The sequence below is a fragment of the Desulfovibrio sp. DV genome (genome assembly GCF_001936595.1).
Lineage (GTDB): Bacteria > Desulfobacterota > Desulfovibrionia > Desulfovibrionales > Desulfovibrionaceae > Solidesulfovibrio.
The window spans coordinates 1-21,588 of sequence record NZ_MLBG01000032.1; the positions used below are offsets into that span (position 1 = coordinate 1).

Sequence of the window (21,588 nt, forward strand, 5' to 3'; positions counted from 1 at the left end):
CCAAGGCCTGCACCCGGGTTCTGGCCTTGCTGCGCAACAAATTCGGCGACCGTATGTTTGAAACGGTCATCGGTTTGGACACCAAGTTCCGGGAGGCCAGCGCTCTTGGCAAAGTGGTCCAGGAGGTGTCCCCGGAATGCCGGGGAGCCTGCGAATATGCCCGATTGGCCGAGGAGGTGGCGGTTCTGTGAGTCCGAGCCTGGAGCAGTATTTCGAGGAGTCCGTGCTGTTGCCCGAACAGGGCGGCAAGACATTTTCCGAGACGGAACGGGCCTTTTTGTCGCGCTATATGGGCGACGATTTCGAGGCCGCCCTGGAACGCCAGGGCCTGGCCCGGCCGGCGGTCGTGGAGTCCGTCACCGGTGAACTGGCCCCGACGCCGACGCCGGACGGGCCGGGCGGGGCGATGGTCGAGGCCGAGGGCGATGTGGCCCTGGAGGCCGGGTTGCGCGATGCCCGGGAACTCAAGCTGGTGGGTTTCCGCGTGGCCGGCCAGGAACTGGCCGTGCCCATCGCCCAGGTGCAGGAAGTCATCCGGGCCATGCCGCTGACCCGCCTGCCGGCCGCGCCGCCCTATATCGCCGGCATGACCAATCTGCGCGGCCGGGTGGCTCCCATGGTCGATCTGGCCAGGATCATGGATTTTTCCGGGGCCTGCGGGGAAAACAGATTCATTATCGTCTGCCGTTGCCGGGGGATGCTCGTGGGGCTTTTGGTCGAGGCCATCGCCGCCATGCACCAGGCTGACGGTCAGAATATCGAGTGGGGGGTCGAGGCGCGGGTTGGCGTGGCCTCGGACCTGGTTTTGGGCCTGCTCAAGGTGGGCGAAAAACTGGTTGCGATCCTCTCCGTTGACAGCCTGTTCCAAAAGGTTTTGAAGAGTTGAGGAGGTAAAGGGATGCCCAAGCATATCCTTATCGTGGATGATTCCAAGACGGTGCGTAATCTCGTGGCGTTTATCATGCGCAAGGAAGGCTTCAAGGTGACCGCCGCCGAGGACGGCCTCGACGGACTGGAAAAGCTGTACACCGATCAGCAGGTGGATCTTATCATCACCGACATCAATATGCCGCGCATGGATGGCATCACTTTTATCAAAACTGTCCGCGAGCAGGACAGTTACCGCGATATCCCCATAGTGGTGCTGTCGACCGAAGGCGAGGAACGCGACATTCATGTCGGGCTTTCCATTGGGGCAAACCTGTACATGGTCAAGCCCGCCCAGCCCGAAGTCATGGTGCGCAACGTCAAGATGCTTTTGGGATAAGTCGGCGACACACCTGCAAAACGCCGCGAGGTACCTTGATGAGCCAGGATTTCATGGATCCGGAACTGTTTGCCGACTTTATCGTCGAAGCCCGGGAGCACCTCGAGACCATCGAGCCCAATCTCCTTGAGCTTGAGCGCAATCCCGGCAACCTCGCCCTTTTGAATGATATTTTCCGGCCCATGCACTCCCTCAAGGGTGCCTCGGGTTTTCTGGGCTTAAACGCCATCAATGGTCTGGCGCATAAAGCCGAAAATATTCTCGACGAACTGCGCAAGGGAAACATTCCCGTCAACCCCGAGATCATGGACGTCATCCTCTCGGCCACGGACATCCTGCGCACCATGATCGAGAACCTGGAGCAGACCGGGGTGGAGGGCGACCTCGACACGGCCCCGGTCATCGCCCGCATCGCCGTGCTCCTGGAAGGCGGTCCGGTCGCTTCCCCCGAAGCACCGGCCATGCCTTCGGCCGGCGACTTCCCGCCCGAAGACGCACCCGCGCCGCAACCTGAGCCGAAACCGGAGCCCGTCGCCCCGAAGCCGGCCCCGGCCACACCGGCCAAAACGATCATCAATATCGAAGACCTGCCGCCGTTTCTGCCCGACCCCTATCCGCTGACCTCCATCGGTGAAGGCCATATGGCCGATTTCATGGAGGAAGCCCGGGAAATTATCGAGCGCTTAAATGCCGCCCTGCTCGAACTCGAGGCCACCGGCGAAGGGCCAAACGAAAGCATCAACGACATCTTTCGCTATTTCCACAACCTCAAGGGCAACAGCGGCATCATCGGGCACAAGGAATTAAACGGCCTGACCCACGAAGCCGAAACCCTGCTCAACCGGGTGCGCAAGGGCGAGATGGTCGCCACCCCGGCCATGGTCGATCTGCTCCTGGCCGTGGTCGACCAGGTCGAAGCCCTGGTCACCACCATCGACTCGGGCACGAGCATTGCCACGCCGCTGGACATCCGCCCGCTGGTGGCCCGGCTCAAGCAGGCCAGCGAGGATGGCTACGTGGCCGAGCCGGGAAACGGCGTCGCTCCTGAGCCGGAACCCGAGCCCGAACCCGAACCGATCCCCGAACCGCAGCCGCAAAAAAAGGCCGCCGAGGCCGGCAAGGGCCCGGCCACCGCACCGGGATACGATCCGGAAGACGTGGCGGTTTTCGAGTCCACCATCGACCAGCAGATCACCTACATGACCCAGGCCCTGGCCGGGCTCAATGAAAATTCCGAATCCAAGGAAATGGTGGACGGCCTCTACCGGGCCCTGGTCACCATCCAGAATTCCTCAGGCTACATGGGCCTGACCGACCTCAAGGTCCAGGCCGAACGCACGGCCGGCCTCGTGGACACCGGACGCAAACAGGGACTGCCCTTTGAACTGCTCCTCGACATGCTGCGTCAGGAGTGCTCCATCCTCGGGGACATGCTCGCTTCCGCCCTGGTCAAACTGCGGGCCGCCCCGGCTGCCGCCCCGGCCGAGGCCGCAGCCGAGCTGCCGCCGGCCACATCGGCAAAGCCGCAGTCCGAACCCGAGCCGCAGCCGGCGCCCCAACCGGAACCGCAACGCCAGCTGCAGCCTGAGCCGGCCCCTGAACCGGCCCCGGCCGCCGAATCCGAACCGGCCCCCAAGCCCGAGCCCAAGCCCGAGCCCAAGCCTGAACCGGCCCCGGCCGCCAAGCCGGAACCCAAGCCCGCGGCCAAGCCGGAACCGAAACCGGTTCCCAAGCCGGCGGCCAAACCGGCGCCCAAACCTGAGCCGGCTGCGGCCGCGCCCCAGGCTGAGGCCGGCAAGCCCAAGGTCTCGGCCACCATCCGGGTGGACCACGAAAAGCTGGACCACCTCATGAATCTCATCGGCGAGTTGCTCATTAACCGCAACCGCTTCACCATGCTGGCCCGCGCCCTGGAAGAGGGCAAGGACAGCGGCGCGCATATCGGCCAGCAGCTCACCGAGACCACCTACGCCATGGCGCGCATTTCCGACGACCTGCAAGACACCATCATGAAGGTGCGCATGGTCCCGGTGTCCACGGTGTTCTCCCGTTTCCCGCGCCTGGTGCGCGACCTGTCGCGCAAATCCGGCAAGGAAGTGTCGCTGATCACCGAAGGCGAGGAAACCGAACTCGACAAGTCCGTGGTCGAGGTCATCGGCGATCCCCTGGTCCACCTCATCCGGAACTCCGTGGACCACGGCATCGAAACCGAGGCCGAACGCATTGCCGCCGGCAAGCCGCCGGTTGGGCGCGTGTGGCTTCGCGCCTACCACCGCGGCAACTCGGTGGCCATCGAGATCGAAGACGACGGCAAGGGCATCGATCCGGCCAAGATGCGCGAAGTGGCCGTCAAAAAAAATCTCATGAGCCCCGAAGAAGCCAAGGCCATGGACGACCGGGACGCCATCGACATCATCTTCATGCCCGGCTTTTCCTCGGCCGAGACCATCACCGACATCTCCGGCCGGGGAGTCGGCATGGACGTGGTTCGCACCAACATCAAAAATCTCAAAGGCACGGTCAACGTCAGCAGCGAAGTGGGCAAGGGCACGAAATTCACCCTGTCCCTGCCGCTGACCCTGGCCATTATCGACGCGCTCATGGTGGTCGTTGCCGGCCAGACCTACGCCTTGCCGCTCGATTCCGTGTCCGAAACCACCAAGATCGAAGTCAGCCGCATGACCGAGATCAACAAGCGCAAGGCCGTCACCCTGCGCGGCGAAGTCCTCGGCATCGTCGAACTGGCTGAAATTCTGGAACTGCCCCAGAGCCAGGACAAACAGGAAATCGCCCCCATCGTCATCCTCCAGGATAACGAACGCCGACTCGGCCTCATCGTGGACCGGCTGCTGGAACGCCAGGAAATCGTGATCAAACCCCTTGGCAGCTATTTGTCCGAATTCGATATGCGCGGCATCTCCGGGGCCACCATCATGGGCGACGGCTCCGTGGTGCTCATCCTCGATCCGCACGAAATCTACATGATGTCCACCCCTGGCGGACGGTCCAAGGGATAGGCTGCCCCGGGGCGCGGCCCGGCCCGGCCAGGAGGGACGCTGTCCCTCCTGGCCGCCAAAACAGCAAAATCCCTCACCCCTTCCGGGGGTCCGGGGGATGATCCCCCGGCGGGGTTCGGGGCAGCGCCCGATATTCTGCCTTTCGCCTCCCATCGCCTCCTGCCGCGTGCATCCCCTTGACGTCCGGCCCGGCCCGCAGTACATCCAAACGAACGATTCACTCCACCAAGGAAGCCTTGCCATGACGACTGCCAACCGCGCCCAGCTATCCTGCTCTCTGCAGACGACGTGCGCGGTCGTAGTAGGCGTCGTTATCGCGGCGCCTTAGCGGGGGATTTTTCTTTTTTGTGACAACCCAGTCCCCGCCGGCGCGCCGGTGGGGGCTTTTTTTGGGGTCTGTCCACCGCGCGCCATGGGGCTTTACGGAGCCTTGCATGATACGGTTAACGGGTGCGCGCATCATTGCCCAGAGTCTTCTCCGCCACGGCATCACCACCGTGGCCGGCATTCCCGGCGGGGCCAACCTGCCGCTTTTCGACGCCATAGCCGAGACGCCGCTGCGCATTGTCCTGGCCCGCCATGAGCAGGGGGCCGGGTTTATCGCCCAGGGCCTGGCCCGGGTGACGGGCCGGCCGCAGGTGTGTCTGGCCACCTCCGGCCCGGGGGTCATGAATCTTCTCACCGCCATTGCCGATGCCAAGGCCGATTCCGTGCCGCTGGTTTGCATCACCGGGCAAGTGCCGCGCGGACTCCTTGGGACCGACGCCTTTCAGGAGGTGGACGTCTACGGCCTGACCATTCCCATTGCCAAACACAACATGCTGGTGCGCCGGGCGGCCGATCTGCCGCGCCTTATGGCCGAGGCCTTTGCCATCGCCGCATCGGGCCGTCCGGGGCCGGTGGTCATTGACGTGCCCCGGGACGTGCAGACCGAGGAAGCGGCCTTTGACGACTGGCCGGCGGCGGATGCCGGGCCGGTTCCCGCGCTGCCCGGTCCGGCCGATCTGGCCTTTGCGGCCTCGCTTTTGGCCCGGTCCGAGCGGCCGCTTTTGTATTGCGGCGGCGGCGCGGCCCGGGCCGGGGCGCAGGTTGCCGCATTGGCCGGGATGTTGGACGCACCGGTGGTGACAACGCTGATGGGCCTTGGCCTCCTGCCGCCGGACCATCCCCGGTACGCCGGCATGATCGGGATGCACGGCGCGCCGGCGGCCAACCATCTGCTGGCCCGCTGCGACATGCTGGTGGCCATCGGGGCGCGTTTTGACGACCGGGCCACGGGCGACGCCAAGCGGTTTTGTCCGGGGGCGTCGGTGGTCCACATCGACATCGATCCGGCCGAGCACCACAAAAACCGCCAGGCCCATGTGGCTCTGGCCGGGGATGCCGGCCGGGTGCTGACGGCGCTTTTGCCGCTGGTCCCGGCCCGGCCGCGGCCGGGCTGGACCGCCATACGCGAGCGTGTGGCCCTGGAGCATCCCTTTGTCCTGCCGGGCCTTGGTGATCCGAAAAGCCCCTATGGAATGCTGGCCGCCGTGGCCGGGATGCTTGGCCCCGACGCCGTGGTGGCCACCGATGTCGGGCAAAACCAGATGCGCGCCGCCCAGGCCTGGCCCTGCCACCGACCCGGGAAGTTTCTGACCTCGGGCGGGCTTGGCACCATGGGCTTTGGCCTGCCGACGGCCATCGGCGCGGCCCTGGCCGATCCCGGCCGGCCGGTGGCCTGTGTTGTCGGCGACGGCGGGCTTTTGATGAACGTGCAGGAGCTGGCCACCCTGGCCGAGCTCGGGCTGCCGGTCAACATTCTGCTCATGGACAACGGCGTGCTTGGGCTGGTGCGCCAGCAGCAGGCCCTTTTTGTCGGCGGCCGGTATACCGCCTCGACCTTTGCCGCCCGGCCGGATTTCGTGGCCCTGGCCGCATCGTTTGGCATCGCCGCCCTGGACCTCGAACCGTGCCGGGATGTCCGGTCGGCCCTGGCCGCCGCCCTGGCCGCGCCCGGACCGGCGCTGGTGCGCCTGCCCGTCGATCCCGATGCCCACGTCTATCCCATGGTGCCGCCCGGCGCCGCCAACCATGAAATGATTCTGGAGAAACGCCATGCCCACGCCTCGTAGCGACCACAATCCGATGGATGCTTCCCGGGCCGTGCTCGAACTGGCCACCCGCGATGCCCTGGCCGCCTTGCGCCATGTGGCGGCCTGTCTGGCCCGCCGCTCCCACGAACTGCTTGGGCTCACCTGCGAACCCGGAGTGTCCGGGCCGGGCCGGCTCCTGGTGACCGTGGCCGACGACGGGCGCCTCGACCGGCTGGTTGCGGAACTGCGCGGCCTGCCGGAGGTGTGCGGGGCGCGCCTGGCCGGGACGGCTGCCGGCTGCGGTCTGCGGCTGGCCGAGCCGGCCGCGGCCTGACGCCGCTCTGGACGGCCCTGGTTGCCTGGGGTATGAGCCTTGAGGCGGCTGCGGCCGTCTGGAGGTTGTATGGTGCACGCGCGGCTTCTTCCGTTTGTAACGGCCGAGCGGACGCCAGGGCCAACGATGGACCGGCAGGTCAGGCTTTTTGCGGAAAGCCCGGCGGTCGGCATCCTCGACCGGTTGCCCATGGGCGTAGCTGTTTTCAACACGTCCCGTCAGATCATCTATGCCAATGAGGCCTTTTGCGCCCTGTCCGATTCGGGGCGCGGCGTTGTCGACGTCATCGGGTTGCGCCTGGGCGATGCCCTGGCCTGCCTGGGGGCGCGGCTTGACGACGGGGTGTGCGGCACGACGCAGTTGTGCCGTTCCTGCGGGGCGGCCAAGTCGTTGGCCGCGTCGCTTGCCGGGGCTGCCAGCGCATCCGGCGACTGTTCCATCAGCCGCCAGGGTGTCCAGCGCCTGGATAATCTGGATTTCCGCATCTGGATCTGGGCCTTGCGCCATGGCGACGAGACGTTCCATGTGGCTCTTTTGTCCGACATACGGGCGGAAAAGCGCCTTGATCTCATGGAGCGCATTTTCTACCACGACATCCTCAACCTCGTTTCCGGGATGCAGGGCGTGTGCGAGCTTATGCGCGAGGAAGAGGAAGGGACGCGAAACGCCGAACTCGATCTGCTGCTCTTCGCTGTGGAGCGCGTCACCGACCTCATCTTGTCCCAGCGCGACCTGAGTTTTGCCGAACGCGGCGATTACGAGGTGGCCGTCAACAAGATGGGCACGCTGTCGCTCTTATCCGACATTACTTCGCTTATGCGCCGCGAGTCGTCGTGCCGGGGCAAGACTCTGGCCATCGCGCCGGACAGCAGCGACGTGTTTTTCGCCTCGGACCGCAAGCTTGTGACCCGCATCCTGGTCAACATGCAGAAAAACGCCCTGGAGGCCACGCCTCCCGGCGGTACGGTGACCGTGGGCTGCGGCCGGACGGACGGGCAGGTGCGGTTTTGGGTGCACAATGCCGGGATGGTGGCCGAGGAGGCGCGGCCGCAGATTTTCCGCCGGGCCTTTTCCACCAAGGGCCGGGGCCGGGGGCTTGGCACCTATGGCACCAAGCTTTTTGCCGAGAGCTATCTTGGCGGCACGGTCGGGTTTACCACGGATGCAACGGACGGCACCACGTTTTACGTGCTGCTGCCGGGCGGGGAGCCGGCAAACGACTGAACCGGACTGGCGGGGATGGAATTTTTTGGCCCGGCCGCTGCGTCCCTGGACGCGCGGCCGGGCTTTTTTTCTGCCGGCTAGAAGCCGGGTATTTCGTTAAAAAGCGTGACGGACATGGGTGTCGTCAGCAGCCCGGGGGCTGCGGCCTTGAAGCCGTTTAAGTGCGGCGTATCGAGGTGGGCGGCCAGCAGTTCCTTGGTCTCCCAGGCCTCGATCAGGACGAACTCGCCCGGACGCTGGGTGGACTCGTAGAGGTCGTAGGCAATGTAGCCGGGATCTTTCTGCGTCGGGGCGATAAGGCCGGTGATCGCGGTTTTAAGCGCGGCTTCCTGGCCGGGTTTGGCCACGAATTTGGCCACAACATGCACGGTGTCTGCTGCCATGGAATCCTCCTTGTCTGATTGGCTCCGATGATTCCGGGAGCTAGGCTCTTTTCCCCGGCGGGTCAACGGCTGGCGGCCTAGAACAGGAAGTCCGTGGACAGGAAATTGGATCGGCGGAACTTGACGATATTGGTCAGTAATTCCTTGTTTTGGGACGAGCCCTTGGCCGCAACCAGGGTGCGGATGGAAAAGGCCCGCAAGGCGTCGGACACCGAGAGGGTGCCCTCGGCCGAATCCTTTCGCCCGGTGAACGGAAAGGTATCCGGACCGCGCTGGCACTGGCAGTTGATGTTGACCCGGCAGACCTGGTTGACCATGGGGTCGATCAGCGCGGCCACGGCTTCGGGATCGGTCCCGAAGATGCTCATCTGCTGGCCGTAGGGCGAGGCCGTAACCGCCCTGGCCGCCGTGGCTGTCTCCGCAAAGGAGGCTACCGGCACCACCGGGCCGAACTGCTCCTCGTCGTGGAGCCGCATCCCCGGGGCCACCCCGGCAACCAGGGCCGGGTAGACCAGGGTCCGCTCGGTCGTGCCGCCAAGCGGATTGGCCACCCGGGCTCCCTGGGCCACGGCCTCGGCCACCATGGCCGACAGGGCCTCGGGTTTGCCCGGCACGGGCAGCGGCGTTATCCGGACGTTTTCCTGCCAGGGCAGGCCCATGGGCAGGGCGGCGATGCGTTCGCCGGTGCGGGCCAGGAATTCCTCCAGGCGCGATTCGTGGACATAAAAAAGTTTCAGCGCAGTGCAGCGCTGGCCGCTAAAGGTGAGCGCCCCGGCCACGGCCTCGGTGGCCGTCAGTTCCATGTCGGCGCACGGCAGGACGATGCCCACGTTTTTGGCGTCCAGGCCAAGGACGCAGCGCAACCGGTGGGGGGCGGGGTGGTGGCGGCGCAGGGCGTCGGCCGCCTGGCTTGAGCCGATAAAGGCCAGGACGCTGATCTTGCCCGAGGCCAGGGCCGGGATGGCCACTTGGCGGCCGCCGAAAAGGATGTTTATGACGCCCGGGGGAAACGAGTCGGCAAAGGCCTCGAGCAGCGGGGCATAGAGCAGTTTGCCGATGCGCGGCGTCTTGACGATGACCGGATTGCCCATAATGAGGGCCGGAATAAGCGTGGTAAAGGTCTCGTTGAGCGGATAGTTGTAGGGTCCCATGCAAAGGACCGGGCCAAGCGGGGCGCGGCGGATCTGGGCATAGATGCCCGATTCGATGACAAAGCGCGAGGAGGCCCGGTCGAGGTCTTTAAGGGCCTCCACCGTGGCCAGCATATAGTCCACGGTGCGGTCGAACTCGGCCCGGCAGTCCGGGAGCGGTTTGCAGATTTCCCAGGCCATGAGGCGCACGACCGTATCGCGCACGGCAACCATGCGCCGGGCAAAGGCCTCGACATGGCCGATGCGCCGAGCCACGCTCATGGTCGGCCATTCGCCCCGGCCGTCGTCCCAGGCGGCGCTGACGGCGTCCACGGCGGCCAGGGACTCGGCCCCGGTCAGATCCGGGCAGGAGCCAAGGACGGCCTGTTCGTTGCCGACGTAGATCGGGGAGGTCACGGTCTGCATGGGACCGGGCCAGGAGAGCAGCTCCCCGCCGATGAGATAGCGGCCCTCCTCCAGCGGGGACAGGGCGCACGCGGCGGGTACGTCCCCGGCGTCCGGGGAAAAACCCTGGGGTAGGCGGGGTTGCGACATGAAACCTCCCTGCTCCGGCGCAGTTTGCGTCCGGATGCGTTGTGTCGAGAGTGACATAGTGACCGTCCCGGCAGGCATGTCAAGTCTGTAACCCGGTCCCGTCCCGGTGCGAAAGTATTGACCCCTTGGGCGTTCCCCCGTAATTTCAATGCGAACACATGCTTGACGCAAGGCGGCCAGATGACCAGCAGCGGTCGTGAGGACGAAACCCGGATGCGGCTTCTGGACGCTGCCGGCGAGATTTTTTCCGGCAAGGGATTTCACGCCGCCACCGTTCGCGAGATAACGAAGGTCGCCAAGGCCAACGTCGCCGCCATCCATTACCATTTCGGCAGCAAGGACCGGCTTTATCAGGCCGTTCTGGAACATGCCCACAACGAGGCGTTGCGCCGCTATCCCCCGGATATGGGGCTGGCCGGCGACGCCACGCCCGAGGTGCGCCTTTTTGCCTATGTGCGCGCCTTGCTCCTGCGGCTGGCCGACAAGGGCCGCCATACCTGGTTTTTCCGGCTCATGGCCCGGGAGATGGCCGACCCCACGCCTCAGTTGGCTGCGGTGGTCGAACGCAGCCTCGCCCCGGCCAATGCCGTGTTGCGGGCCATCGTGGCCGAGTTGCTCGGTCCCGGGGCCGAGCCCCTGGCCATTGCCCGCTGCGTCCAGAGCGTGGTCGGCCAATGCCGCCATTTCTCCATCGACCGACCGGTGCTGACCCGGCTCCACCCCGGCAATGACCCGGGGCAGGGCGGCATCGACGCCGTCGCCCGGCACATCACCCGGTTTTCCCTGGCTGCCCTGGCCAGCTATCAAGCCTGCGATTTTACTCCGCCACAACTGGAATCCCATACAGGAGATTTGTTTTGAGTCGTACCCTTCTCCTTCGCGCTGCCTTGGCAGCGCTTCTTTTTTGCTTGTGGGCCTGCAGCGGCAATGGCGAACAAAAAGCCGGGCGCGACAGCCGGCCCGCCCCGGTCATGGCTGTCCCGGCCCGGGAGGCCAGCGTGCCGGTGGTGCTCAAGGCCGTTGGCAATGTGGAACCCATGGCCACGGTGGCCATCAAACCGCAGGTCGGCGGGGCCATCGTGGCCCAGCTCGTTCAGGACGGGGCCAGAGTAGCCAAGGGCGACGTGCTTTTTCGCATCGACCCCCGGTCCTTTGATCTGGCCATCCGCGAATCCCAGGCCAAGCTCGAACGCGACAAGGCGCTTCTGACCAAAGCCGAGGAGGACCTCAAACGCTACGTCACCCTCAAGGCCAAGGACGTGGTGGCCCAGGAGCAGTACGACCAGACCTATGCCGCCGCCAAGACCCTGGAAGGCACCATCAAACTCAATCAGGCCACCCTGGATCGGGCCAAGCTCGATCTCGAATACGCCGATGTGCGCGCGCCCATTGCCGGCCGGGTCGGCACCGTGATGCTCACCACCGGCAACGTGGTCAAGGCCAACGAGGCCGTGGCCTGCGTCATCAATCAGATAAGCCCCATTTTCATTTCCTTTTCCATCCCAGAGCGTTATCTGCCGGCGGTCATGGCCCGGCAGAAAAAAGGCCCCATGGAGATCACCGCCTCGGCTCCGGGCGACATCGAGTCCGATCCGATCCGGGCAACCATCGCCTCGGTGGACAACGCCGTGGACACCAAAACCGGCACCATCCGCTTAAAAGCCCTGTCGCAAAACACCGACCACCGCCTGTGGCCCGGCCAGTTCGTGCGCGTTGGCCTGACCATTGCGGAACTCGACAAGGCCGTGCTCATTCCCACCCAGGCCCTGCTCGACGGTGTCACCGGGCCGTATGTCTATGTCATCGGGGCCGACGGCAAGGCCGAGGCCCGGCCGGTCACCCCCGGACCCATCGTTGACGCCGAGACCGTCGTTGAAAAGGGGCTGGCCGCCGGCGAAATGGTGGTCACCGACGGCCAGGTGCGTCTGGCTCCGGGGGCCAAGGCCGAAATCAAGGGCGCGGCCGGGATCGACGCCAAGCCGGCCGACGCCAAACCAGTCGACGCCAAGCCGGCCGATGCCAAGCCAGCCGCCGCCAAGCCGGCCGGCGAAGGGGCCAAGCAGTGAATCCGGCCGCGATATTCATCACCCGGCCGGTCATGACCACCCTGGTCATGGCCGCCATCCTGCTTTTCGGCGTCATGGCCTACAACCGGCTGCCGGTGTCCGATCTGCCCAACGTTGATTTTCCCACCATCGAGGTGCGTGTCTCCCTGCCCGGGGCCAGCCCCGAGACCATGGCCGCCGCCGTGGCCAACCCGCTGGAAAAACAGTTTTCCACCATTGCGGGCCTTGATTCCATGACCTCGGTCAACACCCTTGGTTCGACCCGGGTCACCATGCAGTTTGCCCTGGACCGCAACATCGACGCCGCCGCTCTCGACGTGCAGTCGGCCATGACCACGGCCAGCAAGGACCTGCCCGACGATCTGCCCTCGCCGCCGTCGTTTCGAAAGGTCAACCCGGCCGATTCGCCGATTCTCTATCTGGCTATTTCCTCGGCGGTCATGCGCCTGTCCGACGTCAACGAATTTGCCGAGAACATGATGGCCCAGCGCATCTCCATGGTGCCGGGCGTGGCCCAGGTGTCGGTGTACGGCTCGAAGAAATACGCCGTTCGCATCCAGCTCGATCCCGAGGCCATGGCGGCCAAGGGCATCGGCGTTGACGAGGCGGCCGAGGCAGTCAAGCGCGGCAACGTCAACCTGCCCGTTGGCACGGTTTCCGGCCCGGCCCGGGAATACACCGTGCGCTCCAGCGGCAAGCTCCTTGACGCCGAGGCCTACCGTCCGCTCATCGTGGCCTGGAGAAACGGCTCCCCGGTGCGGCTGGGGGAAATCGCCAACGTCACCGATTCCGTCGAGGAAACCCGGCGGTTCAACTGGTTCTCCGGCACCCCGGGCATGGTATTGGCCGTGCAGCGCCAGCCCGGCACCAACACGGTCGAGGTGGTGGACGCCGTCAAGGCGCTGCTGCCGCACTTCCAGGCCCAGTTGCCGGCCTCGGTGTCGCTGCGCGTCCTGTACGACCGCTCCATCTCGATCCGCGAATCCGTGGCCGACGTGAAGTTCACCCTGGTGCTCACGGTCTGCCTTGTGGTCATGGTCATCTTCCTGTTTTTGCGCAACATCCCGGCCACCATCATCCCCAGTCTGGCCCTGCCCATGTCCGTTGTCGGCACCTTTGCCGTCATGTACCAGCTTGGTTTCAGCCTGGACAACATTTCGCTCATGGCCCTGACCCTGTCCGTGGGCTTTGTGGTGGACGACGCCATCGTCATGCTCGAGAATATCGTGCGCCACATGGAAATGGGCAAATCCCCCCTGGCTGCGGCCATGGAAGGTTCCCGGGAAATCAGCTTCACCATCGTCTCCATGACCATATCGCTGGCCGCCGTCTTTTTGCCGGTCTTTTTCATGGGCGGCGTGGTGGGGCGGCTGTTCCACGAATTCGCCGTCACCATCATGGTCTCGATTCTCATCTCCGGGTTCGTTTCCATTTCGCTGACCCCCATGCTGTGCAATCTGGTGCTCACCCCGCACACGGGCGGGCGCCACGGCCGGGTGTACAACGCCATCGAAGGGGCCTTTAACGGCCTGCGCGACGCCTATGACGTGTCTCTTCGCTTTGTGCTGCGCCACCATGTGGCCACCATGTGTTTTTCGCTGCTCCTCTTTGGCCTGACGGTGTGGCTTTTTGGAGCCATTCCCAAGGGCTTTTTGCCAAGCGAGGACACCGGCCAGCTGGCGGTGACCACCGAGGCCGAGGAGGGCGTGGCCTTTGACGTCATGTGTGAGCGCCAGCAACGCTTAAACGCCATTTTGCAAAAGGACCCGGACGTGGCCGAGTTCATGTCCGTGGTCGGGCCGGGCGGTCCGAACAATACTTCGAATAACGGCCGGCTCATGCTGTCGCTTAAACCCCTGCACGAACGCACGGCTTCCGCCGATCAGGTCATGCAGCGGCTTCGCCGCGAGTTTGCCGAGGTGCCGGGGCTGCGCTCCTATCTGCAAAATCCCCCGCCCATCCGCATTGGCGGCCGGGCCTCCAAGGGCCAGTACCAGTTCACCCTGCAGGCCACCAACACCGATGAGCTTTTCAGCGCCGCCTCGGCTTTCGAGGCCAAACTGCGCGGCCTGGACGGCATCCAGGACGTATCGAGCGACCTACAGATCAAAAACCCCGAACTTCGCATCGACATCGACCGCGACAAGGCTTCGGCCCTGGGCATCAGCGCCTACCAGATCGAAAACGCCCTGGCCTCGTCCTATGGCAACCGGCAGATCTCGACCATCTACGCCACCAACGACACCTACCAGGTCATCATGGAACTGGCCCCGACCTATCAGGCCAACCCCGAAGCCCTGTCCATGCTCTATGTGCGCTCAAGCGACGGCCAGCTCGTGCCCCTTGATACCCTGATCACCCGGGCCGTTGCCGTGGGACCGCTGTCCATCAACCATTCCGGCCAGTCGCCATCGGTGACCATCTCCTTTAACCTGCGCCCGGGGGCGTCGCTCGGGTCGGTGGTCGATGCCATCGAAAAAGTGGCCCGCCAGGAGCTGCCGGCCTCGGTCTTCACCAGCTTCCAGGGCGAAGCCCAGGCCTTCCAGAGTTCGCTGACCGGCCTGTCCGTCCTTTTGGGCATGGCCGTGCTTGTCATCTACATCGTCCTTGGCATCCTCTATGAAAGCTTCGTCCATCCCCTGACCATCCTCTCCGGCCTGCCTTCGGCCGGGGTCGGGGCTTTGGCCACGCTCATGCTCTTTGGCATGGACCTTAATATCTACGGCTTTGTCGGCATCATCATGCTCATTGGCATCGTCAAGAAAAACGCCATCATGATGATCGACTTCGCCCTGGAGGCCCAGCGCGGCCAGCACATCACGGCCCGGGAGGCCATCTATGAAGGGGCGCTGGTGCGTTTTCGCCCCATCATGATGACCACCATGGCCGCGCTCATGGGCACGCTGCCCATTGCCCTGGGCTTTGGGGCCGGGGCTGCGGCCCGGCGGCCGCTCGGGCTTTGCGTGGTGGGCGGGCTGGTCGTGTCCCAGCTTTTGACACTCTATTTCACGCCGGTGTATTACATCTACCTCGACGCCGTGCAGGAGTGGTTCAAAAAGCGCCTGGGCGGCAAAAAGTCCAGGCCGGCGGTCGCGCCGGGCGCGACTGCGTAACCCTGGCTGTGCAGCAGGCTCCGGCAGGCCCGGACGCCCTGCGGGTTGACCGACGAATGGTGCGTTTCTAAGCCAACGGTCGGGCTGATGGAGACGTGGCCATTTCGGTCGTTTGACGCGCAACACGGGCGGCTTGGCCGCTGTGGCATCCATGCAATGGGAATTTTGGGTTCTGGGCGGCCTGGCCTTGGGGGCCGGTCTTGTTTTTGTTGTGGCCTGGCGGCGGCGATCCGGGGCGGCTGCTCCGGGGTTCGACGCCGAGACGGGGCCGGCTCCGCTTCGGGCCGGGAATTGGGGCCGGCCGGTGGTGTCCGGCCAGCCGCCGGCCGTGCGTCCCGGTGAGGCTGAGGCCTTGCTTGAGCGCCTGGGCGCGGGGTTGGCCCGGCTCTACGACGACCCGGTCACGGTTGCCGGGCAGGAGTGCCACCTGTTTGCCCCTCGCGGCCGGACCCTGCCCCCGCCTGTTGCCGCAGCCGTCAGGCAGGTGAGCGGCGACGCCACCAGCGGTTCACTCCTGACCCGCTTGAGCAGCCCCCATACCATTCTGGCTGCCGTGGCCGACCTCGTGGCCGCCAACCCCGTTCTGGCCGGCAATGTCCTTAAAATCGCCAACAGTCCGCTCTATGGCCTGCGCGCCGGGATTGCGACCGTGGAGCAGGCCCTGGCCGTGGTCGGCCTTGGCAACGTGCGCGCCCTGGTCTTTGCCGAACTGCTGGACCGGGCCGAGGTCCCGGGCGGCCCGACCCGTCCGGCCCGGGGGGCCATGTGGGTGCATATGGCCAAAACGGCCGTGCTGGCTCGGCGCATCGCCCCGGCCTTTCCCGGACTCGATGCCGGCGTGGCCTACACCGCCGGCCTGCTCCACGACGTCGGCAAGCTGACCCTGCCGGCCGGCCGGATTGCCGCCACGCCCTGGCATCCGCCGGCCGAAAATGCGGCCTACGGCGTGCATCACGGTCTGGCCGGTTTTGCCGTATGCGGCGGCTTTGACCTGCCGGGAATCCTGTCCCAGGCCGTGCGCCTGCACCATGCCCCGTCCTGGGTGGAAATGGAGGATCTGGAGGCCGGGATGGCCGACATCCGGCTGGCTGTGGCCGTTGGCATGGCCGACGCCCTGGCTCTGTCCCTGGATGGCTGCGATCCGGGCTGCCTGCTGCCCTTGCACCATTCCTACCGGTTTCTGGTCAACGAGCCGACCCTGGCCGAGGTCCTGGCCGATCCGGCCCTGGTTGGCGAACTGTCCCGGGCGACCGCCCTGGTTACGGTGTCGCGCAGCTGAGGCCTGGCCGGCCACAGGCGCAAAAAAAGCGCGCTGCCGGTTTGCCGGTGGCGCGCTTTGTCATGGCGTGGCGCTGTCGGGACTCATGAAGGGCCAGGGCACGGCGGGGCCCCGGCATTGGGTTTTTTTAGCCGGGCGGTTCGAGGGCAACAGCCGTGGGGACGGGCTGGCCGCCCTTGACGGTTACGGCAGGATGCTGCCGGCCAGCCCCGGGACGACAAGCCCGGTCAGGCCGGCGCACAGGCCGGCAAGGGCCAGGAGCGATCCGAAAAAGGCGGCGACGAGCAGCACCTTGTGGCGCAGGGCGTTTTCCTGGGGCATGATAAAGCCCAGACAGACCAGGGTGATCAGCACGCCTGTGCCGTACAGGCCCAGAGAGACGGCCAGCCGGGTGGTCAGTTCGCCGGCCAGGGGCAAGAGGGCAAGGCCCAGCCAGCCCATGGCGACCAGGGACAGGACATGGCCGACGAAGCCGACCCGGGCCGACAGGCGCATGGTGAAATTATAGTAGTCGCGGCCGAAATCGTCCCTGTCGCGCCGCCAGACCAGCCACGCGCCGGTAAACGTCCCGGCCAGTCCAAGGGACAGGGGCAGGCCCAGGGCGAACAGCCGCCAGACCAGCGAATTGCCCGGCGGCAGCAGGAAGGACGGGTCGGTTGCCGGGGGCAGGGCCAGCACCAGGGGCCGGGCCGCGGCCAGCCCGACATACAGGGCGGCCCACAGAAGCAGGGTGGTGGTGAGGCCGATGGCCCCGTGCAGGGGCTTTTGGGCCTTGAGGCGCTGCCAGGAGCCGCGATAGGCCAGAAAGGCGAAGGCGCCGGCCAGCACCGTCCCGGCCACGGCGGCCAGGGGAAAGGGAAGGCCGAGGTAGTAGGGGGCCTTGGCCGGGGCCAGGAAGCGCAAGGCCGCAAACGCGGCCACAAGGACGAGAAACACCCATACGCCGCCAAGCAGGGCAAAGGTTGCGGCCTGTTGGCCGAACTTGTCGGTGAAAATCTTCAGCCGCTTGACCTTGCTAAGGCCCACAAGCGACGTGATAAGCGGAATGCCTGCGCCGGCCAGAGCCAGACCCAGGTGTACGGCGAAAAGGACCATGGCCGCCCAGAAGACGGCAACGCGGACAGCCTCGGGCATGGGGAGCGTTCTCCTTTCGGCCTGTAGGTTCGGTGCGGGTGGTTCGGCCGGTCCGGCCTGATGCGGAACCGGCTTTGCAGACGGCTTTTGCCCTAATTTTGCGTGGGATGCAACAAAGCCGGAGGGCTGTGTCGGCTTTGGCCAAGAATCGGCTTGCGAAAAGCGTTCCTGTGACGTAGTTGCTGGTGGAACGTGAAAGGATGTAAAGCGTTAGGATTGATGCGTCCATGAAGCGTACGACACTGGTTTTGGGGGCGCTGGCCCTGTGCCTGACCGGTCTGCTTGGGGCTTGCGGACCGGCCAATACGCTTGCTTTGGGCAAAGGCAGCGAGGATTTCCGCCTCAAGGCTGTCGAAGCCAATCTGCAAAAAGCCCAGGACGACCTCAAGGCCCTATCCGGCCAGCAGCAGCAAAACGACGCCAAGCTTTCCGATATCCAGAAACAACTGGGTGAAGTCCGCACCGTTCTCGAAGGCCAGGGACTGAAACTGCCGGCGGCCGGGGGCCGAGGCAGCGCTTTGGGCGTCGGGTTTGCCCGCCCCGGCGCGGCTGTCGCGCCGGAGCCGGCCGCTGCCGACAAGCCGTCGGCTGTCCCGGCCGAGCCGACCTCGGGGATGCCGGGCGGGCCGACCCAGTCGGCAGCTGGCGTTCCCGGCGCGGTCGGCGGCCAAGCCCCGGCAGCGGCCATGCCGGCTGGTCTGCCGGGCGGCCTGTCGTCCCGGCCGGCTCCCCCGGCCATCACCCGCAACCCGCCTCCCCCGGCTGCCGAAGCCCGCGGACGCCACCCCCAGGGCCGGGTCGGTCCGCCCGAGACCTCGCCCCCGGCCACCCCTGAAGCGGCCATTGCCGCAGATCGCGGCGAAGCAGGCCCGGGACCGAAACCGACGGCCGGCCAGGTCCCCAATGCTCCCCAGGCGCCGAGTGCAGCGCCGGCCCCGGTTGCCGCTGTTGCGCCGCAGCCGGCTGCGGCCGAGACGCCGCCGGAGCCCAAGCCGCAGGAGCCGGCCGCCAAGGGGTCTAGCCCGGCGCCCGGGTATGCCCAGTCGGCCACCCCGGCCGAGAAGGCCGAGTACAACAAGGCCCTGCAACTGGCCATCAACGGCCGGGCTGCCGAGGCCAAGTCCGCCTTCGACCAGTTTCTGGCCGCCAACCCGGCCAGCCCGCTTGCGCCAAACGCCTTGTACTGGGTTGGCGAGGGGGCCTTTGCCCGGGGCGACTACCAGACCGCCATTGCCGATTTCGACAAGGTGGCCAAGGGCTGGCCCGGCCATCACAAGGCGGCGGATTCGCTCTATAAGATGGCCATGGCCCAGGAAAAGGCTGGGGATGTGCCGGCGGCCCGGGCCAGCCTCGAGCGCTATCTCAAGGATTATCCCAATGCCGAACTCGCCGGAGTGGCCCGCCAGAAGCTCCAGGCCCTGCCCAAATGACCGACCCGGCTGCGCCTTCCCCACCGGACGCCTGGACCGCTGACGCGGCCTTCGTGGCCGAATGCCTGGCCAGCCTGCGCCTGCGCCATCAGGCCGGCGTCGGGCCGCGCACCATCAAACGCATTTTCGACCGCTATCCGAGCGCCGTGGCCGCCCTGGCCGACGCCCGCTCCTTTGGGCCGCAAGGGCTTTGCGACGATGCCGCCGCCGGCTCCCTGGCCCGGGGCCTGACCACCCCGGCTGCCGAGGCCGAACTTTCGGCCGCCGCCGCCAAGGGCCTGACCCCGCTGCCGTACTTTCATGCCGCGTATCCTTCGCGGCTGCGCGAGCTGCCCGATCCGCCGGCCGTACTGTACGTCATCGGCGAGGCGCGTCTGCTCGCCGGACCGTGCGTGGCCATGGTCGGGGCGCGCCAGTGTTCGCGCTACGGCTTCGGCGCGGCCTATGATTTCGCCGTCGGCCTGTCTGCGGCCGGCATCACCGTGGTCTCGGGGCTGGCCTACGGCATCGACCGGCAGGCCCATCTCGGCGGTCTGGCCGGACCGGGGCGGTCGGTGGCGGTTCTCGGCACCGGCCTTGATCTGGTCTACCCCGACGCCAACCTCGACGTGTGGCGGGAGCTGGCCGCCGGCGGGGCCATCATCAGCGAATTCGCCCCGGGCACGCCGCCCCGGGCCGCCAATTTTCCGGTCAGAAACCGCATCATCGCCGGCCTGTCCCTTGGCGTCATGGTGGTGGAGGCGGCCGACCGTTCCGGCAGCCTCATCACCGCCCGGCTGGCCCTGGAACAGGGGCGCGAGGTCTTTGCCCTGCCCGGGCCGGTCAACTTGCCGACCTTTTCCGGCTGCCACGCCCTGCTCTCCCAGGGGGCGCGGCTGGTGCAGACGGCCGGGGATATCGTGTCCGGTCTGGCCCGGGAGCTTGCCCCCTTTGTGGACGCCCCCCGGCCTGTGCCGCCGGGACGCCCGGCCCGGACGCCGGTTCCGGCCGCGGTGGCGGCAACGGCCGCCCCGGCCTCCCCCCAAAAAGGTCCAAGGCGGCCCCCGAGGCCGTCGCCAAAAGGCCGGCCAAAGCCGTTTCGGCCGCGGTTTCGGCACCAAAGGCCGTCCCCCGGCCGGTCCTGGGGGGTGCCCGAGGGGCTTGGACCGGTGGAAGCCCGCGTCCTGACCCTGCTGGCCGACGGCTCCCGGCAGCATATCGACGCCCTGGGCACGGCCCTGTCGGTTGCGGCCAAGGATCTGAGCAGTGCCCTGGTCCTGCTGGAACTCAAGGGTCTTGTGCGGAAATGGCCGGGCATGTACTACACCGGGGAAGCGCAAGGATAACCCGGACGATGCAAAAAATCCCCCTGACCCTGGCCAAGCCGGGCATGATTCTGGCCAAGCCCGTGACCCGGCCCGATGGCATTGCCGTGGCCGGCGCCGGCTCCGAGCTGTCCCAGGGCATTCTGGATCGGTTCGATTCCATGGGCATCAGCCATGTGGTGGTGGAAGGCGAGCCGGTCAAACTCGACGGGCAGCCGGGCGGCACTTCCTATGACAAGCGCCTGGAACGCCTGGACTTCCTTTTTCGAAGATATCCCGACGACAAGTGGATGGGCCAGATCAAGCGTCTGGTGGACCATTATTTCCGCATGAAGGCTGCGGCCAGCGCCGCCATGGCCGAGGCCGCCCGGGCCGCCAGCCAGCCCGAAGCCGCCCCCGAAGCCGACAACGCCCCCAAGCCCAAGGACGCCTGAGATGGCCGAGGATCTGCGTACCGAACGCAAAGGCCGCATCCTGGCCGTTCGCGATCTGCCCACCCTGCCCAAGGTGCTTGAGGAGGTGTCCAAACTCGTCGACCGCCCGGACTCCACCACCGAGCAGGTGGCCAAACTCATCAGCATGGACCAGGTGCTTTCGGCCAAGGTCCTTAAAATGGTCAACTCGCCGGTCTACGGCTTTCCCGGGCGCATAAGCTCCATCGGCCACGCCCTGGTCCTTTTGGGCTTTAACGTCCTACGCTCGATTATCGTCTCCACCTCGGTGTTCGAGGTCATGACCGAGAACATGGTGGGCCTTTGGGAACACAGCCTGGGCTGCGCCATGACCTGCGGTTCCCTGGCCCGGATGCTCAACCTCAAGGACGCCGAGGAATATTCCGTGGCCGGCCTGCTCCACGACCTGGGCAAGGTGGTGGCCACGGTGCAGCTACCCGACCTCAAGCCCGAGATCGAGCGGGTGGTGGCCGAACGCGACGTCTCCTACCTCGAAGCCGAGCGGGCGGTCCTGGGCTTTGGCCACGACCGCATCAACGCCTGGCTGGCCGACCACTGGAAGCTGCCGCCCAACATCAAGGAAGGCCTGTCGTACCACCACAAGCCCCATCTGGCCCAGCTCTACCCCGAGATGGCCTGCGTGGTGCACATCGGCGACTTCATGGCCCGGGTGTTCGAGTACGGGTATTCCGGCGACGTGGGTGTGAATTATCTCCAGCCCGAGGCGCTTAAGATCCTCAAGATCCGTCCGGCCGATTTCGAAAAACTCCTCGACGAGTTAAGCGACCAATTCGTGGAACTGGCCGAACTGCGCTTTACCTGACC

The 21,588-nt window shown here is 66.1% G+C and carries 17 protein-coding genes and 1 pseudogene; 15 read left to right on the plus strand and 3 right to left on the minus strand.

The window, feature by feature from the left end:
• The 7 genes and pseudogenes from DVDV_RS09415 to DVDV_RS09445 all read left to right on the plus strand — a co-directional run.
• Nucleotides 1-191: pseudogene (locus DVDV_RS09415) on the plus strand (ParA family protein); the annotation flags it as partial.
• Nucleotides 188-886 carry a chemotaxis protein CheW gene (locus tag DVDV_RS09420; RefSeq protein ID WP_075354426.1) on the plus strand — a complete coding sequence of 233 codons (699 nt, stop codon included), beginning with the start codon at nt 188-190 and terminating at the stop codon, nt 884-886. The pseudogene DVDV_RS09415 and the gene DVDV_RS09420, both read left to right, overlap by 4 nt.
• Nucleotides 887-898: 12 nt before the next feature.
• Complete coding sequence (locus DVDV_RS09425; protein ID WP_043635943.1) at nt 899-1,267, plus strand: response regulator; 369 nt, start codon at nt 899-901, stop codon at nt 1,265-1,267.
• A 38-nt stretch (nt 1,268-1,305) separates the two neighbouring features.
• Complete coding sequence (locus DVDV_RS09430; RefSeq protein ID WP_075354427.1) at nt 1,306-4,284, plus strand: chemotaxis protein CheA; 2,979 nt, start codon at nt 1,306-1,308, stop codon at nt 4,282-4,284.
• 434 nt (nt 4,285-4,718) lie between these two features.
• Nucleotides 4,719-6,398: a biosynthetic-type acetolactate synthase large subunit gene (gene ilvB / locus DVDV_RS09435; protein ID WP_075354428.1), complete on the plus strand. Its 1,680-nt coding sequence runs from the start codon at nt 4,719-4,721 to the stop codon at nt 6,396-6,398.
• A complete protein-coding gene (locus DVDV_RS09440) occupies nt 6,382-6,693 on the plus strand; it encodes a hypothetical protein (RefSeq protein ID WP_075354429.1) in 312 nt (103 codons plus the stop codon). Before ilvB ends, DVDV_RS09440 begins: the two co-directional genes overlap by 17 nt.
• Before the next feature lie 69 nt (nt 6,694-6,762).
• Nucleotides 6,763-7,917, plus strand: coding sequence for a PAS domain-containing sensor histidine kinase (locus tag DVDV_RS09445; RefSeq protein ID WP_254845329.1), 1,155 nt, complete (start codon nt 6,763-6,765; stop codon nt 7,915-7,917).
• Nucleotides 7,918-7,994: 77 nt separating this feature from the next.
• Here DVDV_RS09445 and DVDV_RS09450 read toward each other — a convergent pair whose 3' ends face one another.
• Entirely contained in the window at nt 7,995-8,300 is a 306-nt protein-coding gene (locus tag DVDV_RS09450) for a putative quinol monooxygenase (protein WP_075354430.1), read from the minus strand.
• Nucleotides 8,301-8,377: 77 nt separating this feature from the next.
• Nucleotides 8,378-9,985, minus strand: coding sequence for an aldehyde dehydrogenase family protein (locus DVDV_RS09455; RefSeq protein ID WP_075354431.1), 1,608 nt, complete (start codon nt 9,983-9,985; stop codon nt 8,378-8,380).
• A gap of 180 nt (nt 9,986-10,165) precedes the next feature.
• Here DVDV_RS09455 and DVDV_RS09460 point away from each other — a divergent pair, with 180 nt between their 5' ends.
• The 4 genes from DVDV_RS09460 to DVDV_RS09475 all read left to right on the plus strand — a co-directional run bounded on the left by DVDV_RS09460 (nt 10,166) and on the right by DVDV_RS09475 (nt 16,443).
• Nucleotides 10,166-10,846 carry a CerR family C-terminal domain-containing protein gene (locus tag DVDV_RS09460; protein ID WP_075354432.1) on the plus strand — a complete coding sequence of 227 codons (681 nt, stop codon included), beginning with the start codon at nt 10,166-10,168 and terminating at the stop codon, nt 10,844-10,846.
• On the plus strand, nt 10,843-12,051 hold the full coding sequence (locus tag DVDV_RS09465) for an efflux RND transporter periplasmic adaptor subunit (protein WP_075354433.1): 1,209 nt from the start codon (nt 10,843-10,845) through the stop codon (nt 12,049-12,051). Before DVDV_RS09460 ends, DVDV_RS09465 begins: the two co-directional genes overlap by 4 nt.
• Nucleotides 12,048-15,164 carry an efflux RND transporter permease subunit gene (locus DVDV_RS09470; protein WP_075354434.1) on the plus strand — a complete coding sequence of 1,039 codons (3,117 nt, stop codon included), beginning with the start codon at nt 12,048-12,050 and terminating at the stop codon, nt 15,162-15,164. Before DVDV_RS09465 ends, DVDV_RS09470 begins: the two co-directional genes overlap by 4 nt.
• 151 nt (nt 15,165-15,315) lie before the next feature.
• Nucleotides 15,316-16,443: an HDOD domain-containing protein gene (locus tag DVDV_RS09475; RefSeq protein ID WP_139311576.1), complete on the plus strand. Its 1,128-nt coding sequence runs from the start codon at nt 15,316-15,318 to the stop codon at nt 16,441-16,443.
• Between the two features lie 183 nt (nt 16,444-16,626).
• On the opposite strand, the gene DVDV_RS09480 is transcribed toward DVDV_RS09475, so the two are convergent.
• Nucleotides 16,627-17,577: a hypothetical protein gene (locus DVDV_RS09480; protein ID WP_075354436.1), complete on the minus strand. Its 951-nt coding sequence runs from the start codon at nt 17,575-17,577 to the stop codon at nt 16,627-16,629.
• 227 nt (nt 17,578-17,804) lie between these two features.
• Between DVDV_RS09480 and ybgF the strand changes: the two genes are divergently transcribed.
• The 4 genes from ybgF to DVDV_RS09500 are packed head-to-tail and all read left to right on the plus strand — an operon-like array spanning nt 17,805 to nt 21,586.
• Nucleotides 17,805-19,007, plus strand: coding sequence for a tol-pal system protein YbgF (ybgF, locus tag DVDV_RS09485; protein ID WP_075354437.1), 1,203 nt, complete (start codon nt 17,805-17,807; stop codon nt 19,005-19,007).
• Entirely contained in the window at nt 19,004-20,332 is a 1,329-nt protein-coding gene (gene dprA, locus DVDV_RS09490; protein WP_075354438.1) for a DNA-processing protein DprA, read from the plus strand. The genes ybgF and dprA overlap by 4 nt, the downstream gene beginning before the upstream one ends.
• 8 nt (nt 20,333-20,340) lie before the next feature.
• Nucleotides 20,341-20,745: a hypothetical protein gene (locus DVDV_RS09495; RefSeq protein ID WP_075354439.1), complete on the plus strand. Its 405-nt coding sequence runs from the start codon at nt 20,341-20,343 to the stop codon at nt 20,743-20,745.
• 1 nt (nt 20,746) lies between these two features.
• Complete coding sequence (locus DVDV_RS09500) at nt 20,747-21,586, plus strand: HDOD domain-containing protein (RefSeq protein WP_075354440.1); 840 nt, start codon at nt 20,747-20,749, stop codon at nt 21,584-21,586.
• Nucleotides 21,587-21,588: the final 2 nt, after the last annotated feature.

Bases quoted from the DNA above. Each gene is read 5' to 3' on its own strand.
- DVDV_RS09425 (WP_043635943.1), top strand. From the start codon at position 899: ATGCCCAAGCATATCCTTATCGTGGATGATTCCAAGACGGTGCGTAAT.
- DVDV_RS09430 (WP_075354427.1), top strand. From the start codon at position 1,306: ATGAGCCAGGATTTCATGGATCCGGAACTGTTTGCCGACTTTATCGTC.
- ilvB (WP_075354428.1), top strand. From the start codon at position 4,719: ATGATACGGTTAACGGGTGCGCGCATCATTGCCCAGAGTCTTCTCCGC.
- DVDV_RS09440 (WP_075354429.1), top strand. From the start codon at position 6,382: ATGCCCACGCCTCGTAGCGACCACAATCCGATGGATGCTTCCCGGGCC.
- DVDV_RS09445 (WP_254845329.1), top strand. From the start codon at position 6,763: ATGGTGCACGCGCGGCTTCTTCCGTTTGTAACGGCCGAGCGGACGCCA.
- DVDV_RS09450 (WP_075354430.1), bottom strand. From the start codon at position 8,300: ATGGCAGCAGACACCGTGCATGTTGTGGCCAAATTCGTGGCCAAACCC.
- DVDV_RS09455 (WP_075354431.1), bottom strand. From the start codon at position 9,985: ATGTCGCAACCCCGCCTACCCCAGGGTTTTTCCCCGGACGCCGGGGAC.
- DVDV_RS09460 (WP_075354432.1), top strand. From the start codon at position 10,166: ATGACCAGCAGCGGTCGTGAGGACGAAACCCGGATGCGGCTTCTGGAC.
- DVDV_RS09475 (WP_139311576.1), top strand. From the start codon at position 15,316: ATGCAATGGGAATTTTGGGTTCTGGGCGGCCTGGCCTTGGGGGCCGGT.
- DVDV_RS09480 (WP_075354436.1), bottom strand. From the start codon at position 17,577: ATGCCCGAGGCTGTCCGCGTTGCCGTCTTCTGGGCGGCCATGGTCCTT.
- ybgF (WP_075354437.1), top strand. From the start codon at position 17,805: ATGAAGCGTACGACACTGGTTTTGGGGGCGCTGGCCCTGTGCCTGACC.
- dprA (WP_075354438.1), top strand. From the start codon at position 19,004: ATGACCGACCCGGCTGCGCCTTCCCCACCGGACGCCTGGACCGCTGAC.
- DVDV_RS09495 (WP_075354439.1), top strand. From the start codon at position 20,341: ATGCAAAAAATCCCCCTGACCCTGGCCAAGCCGGGCATGATTCTGGCC.
- DVDV_RS09500 (WP_075354440.1), top strand. From the start codon at position 20,747: ATGGCCGAGGATCTGCGTACCGAACGCAAAGGCCGCATCCTGGCCGTT.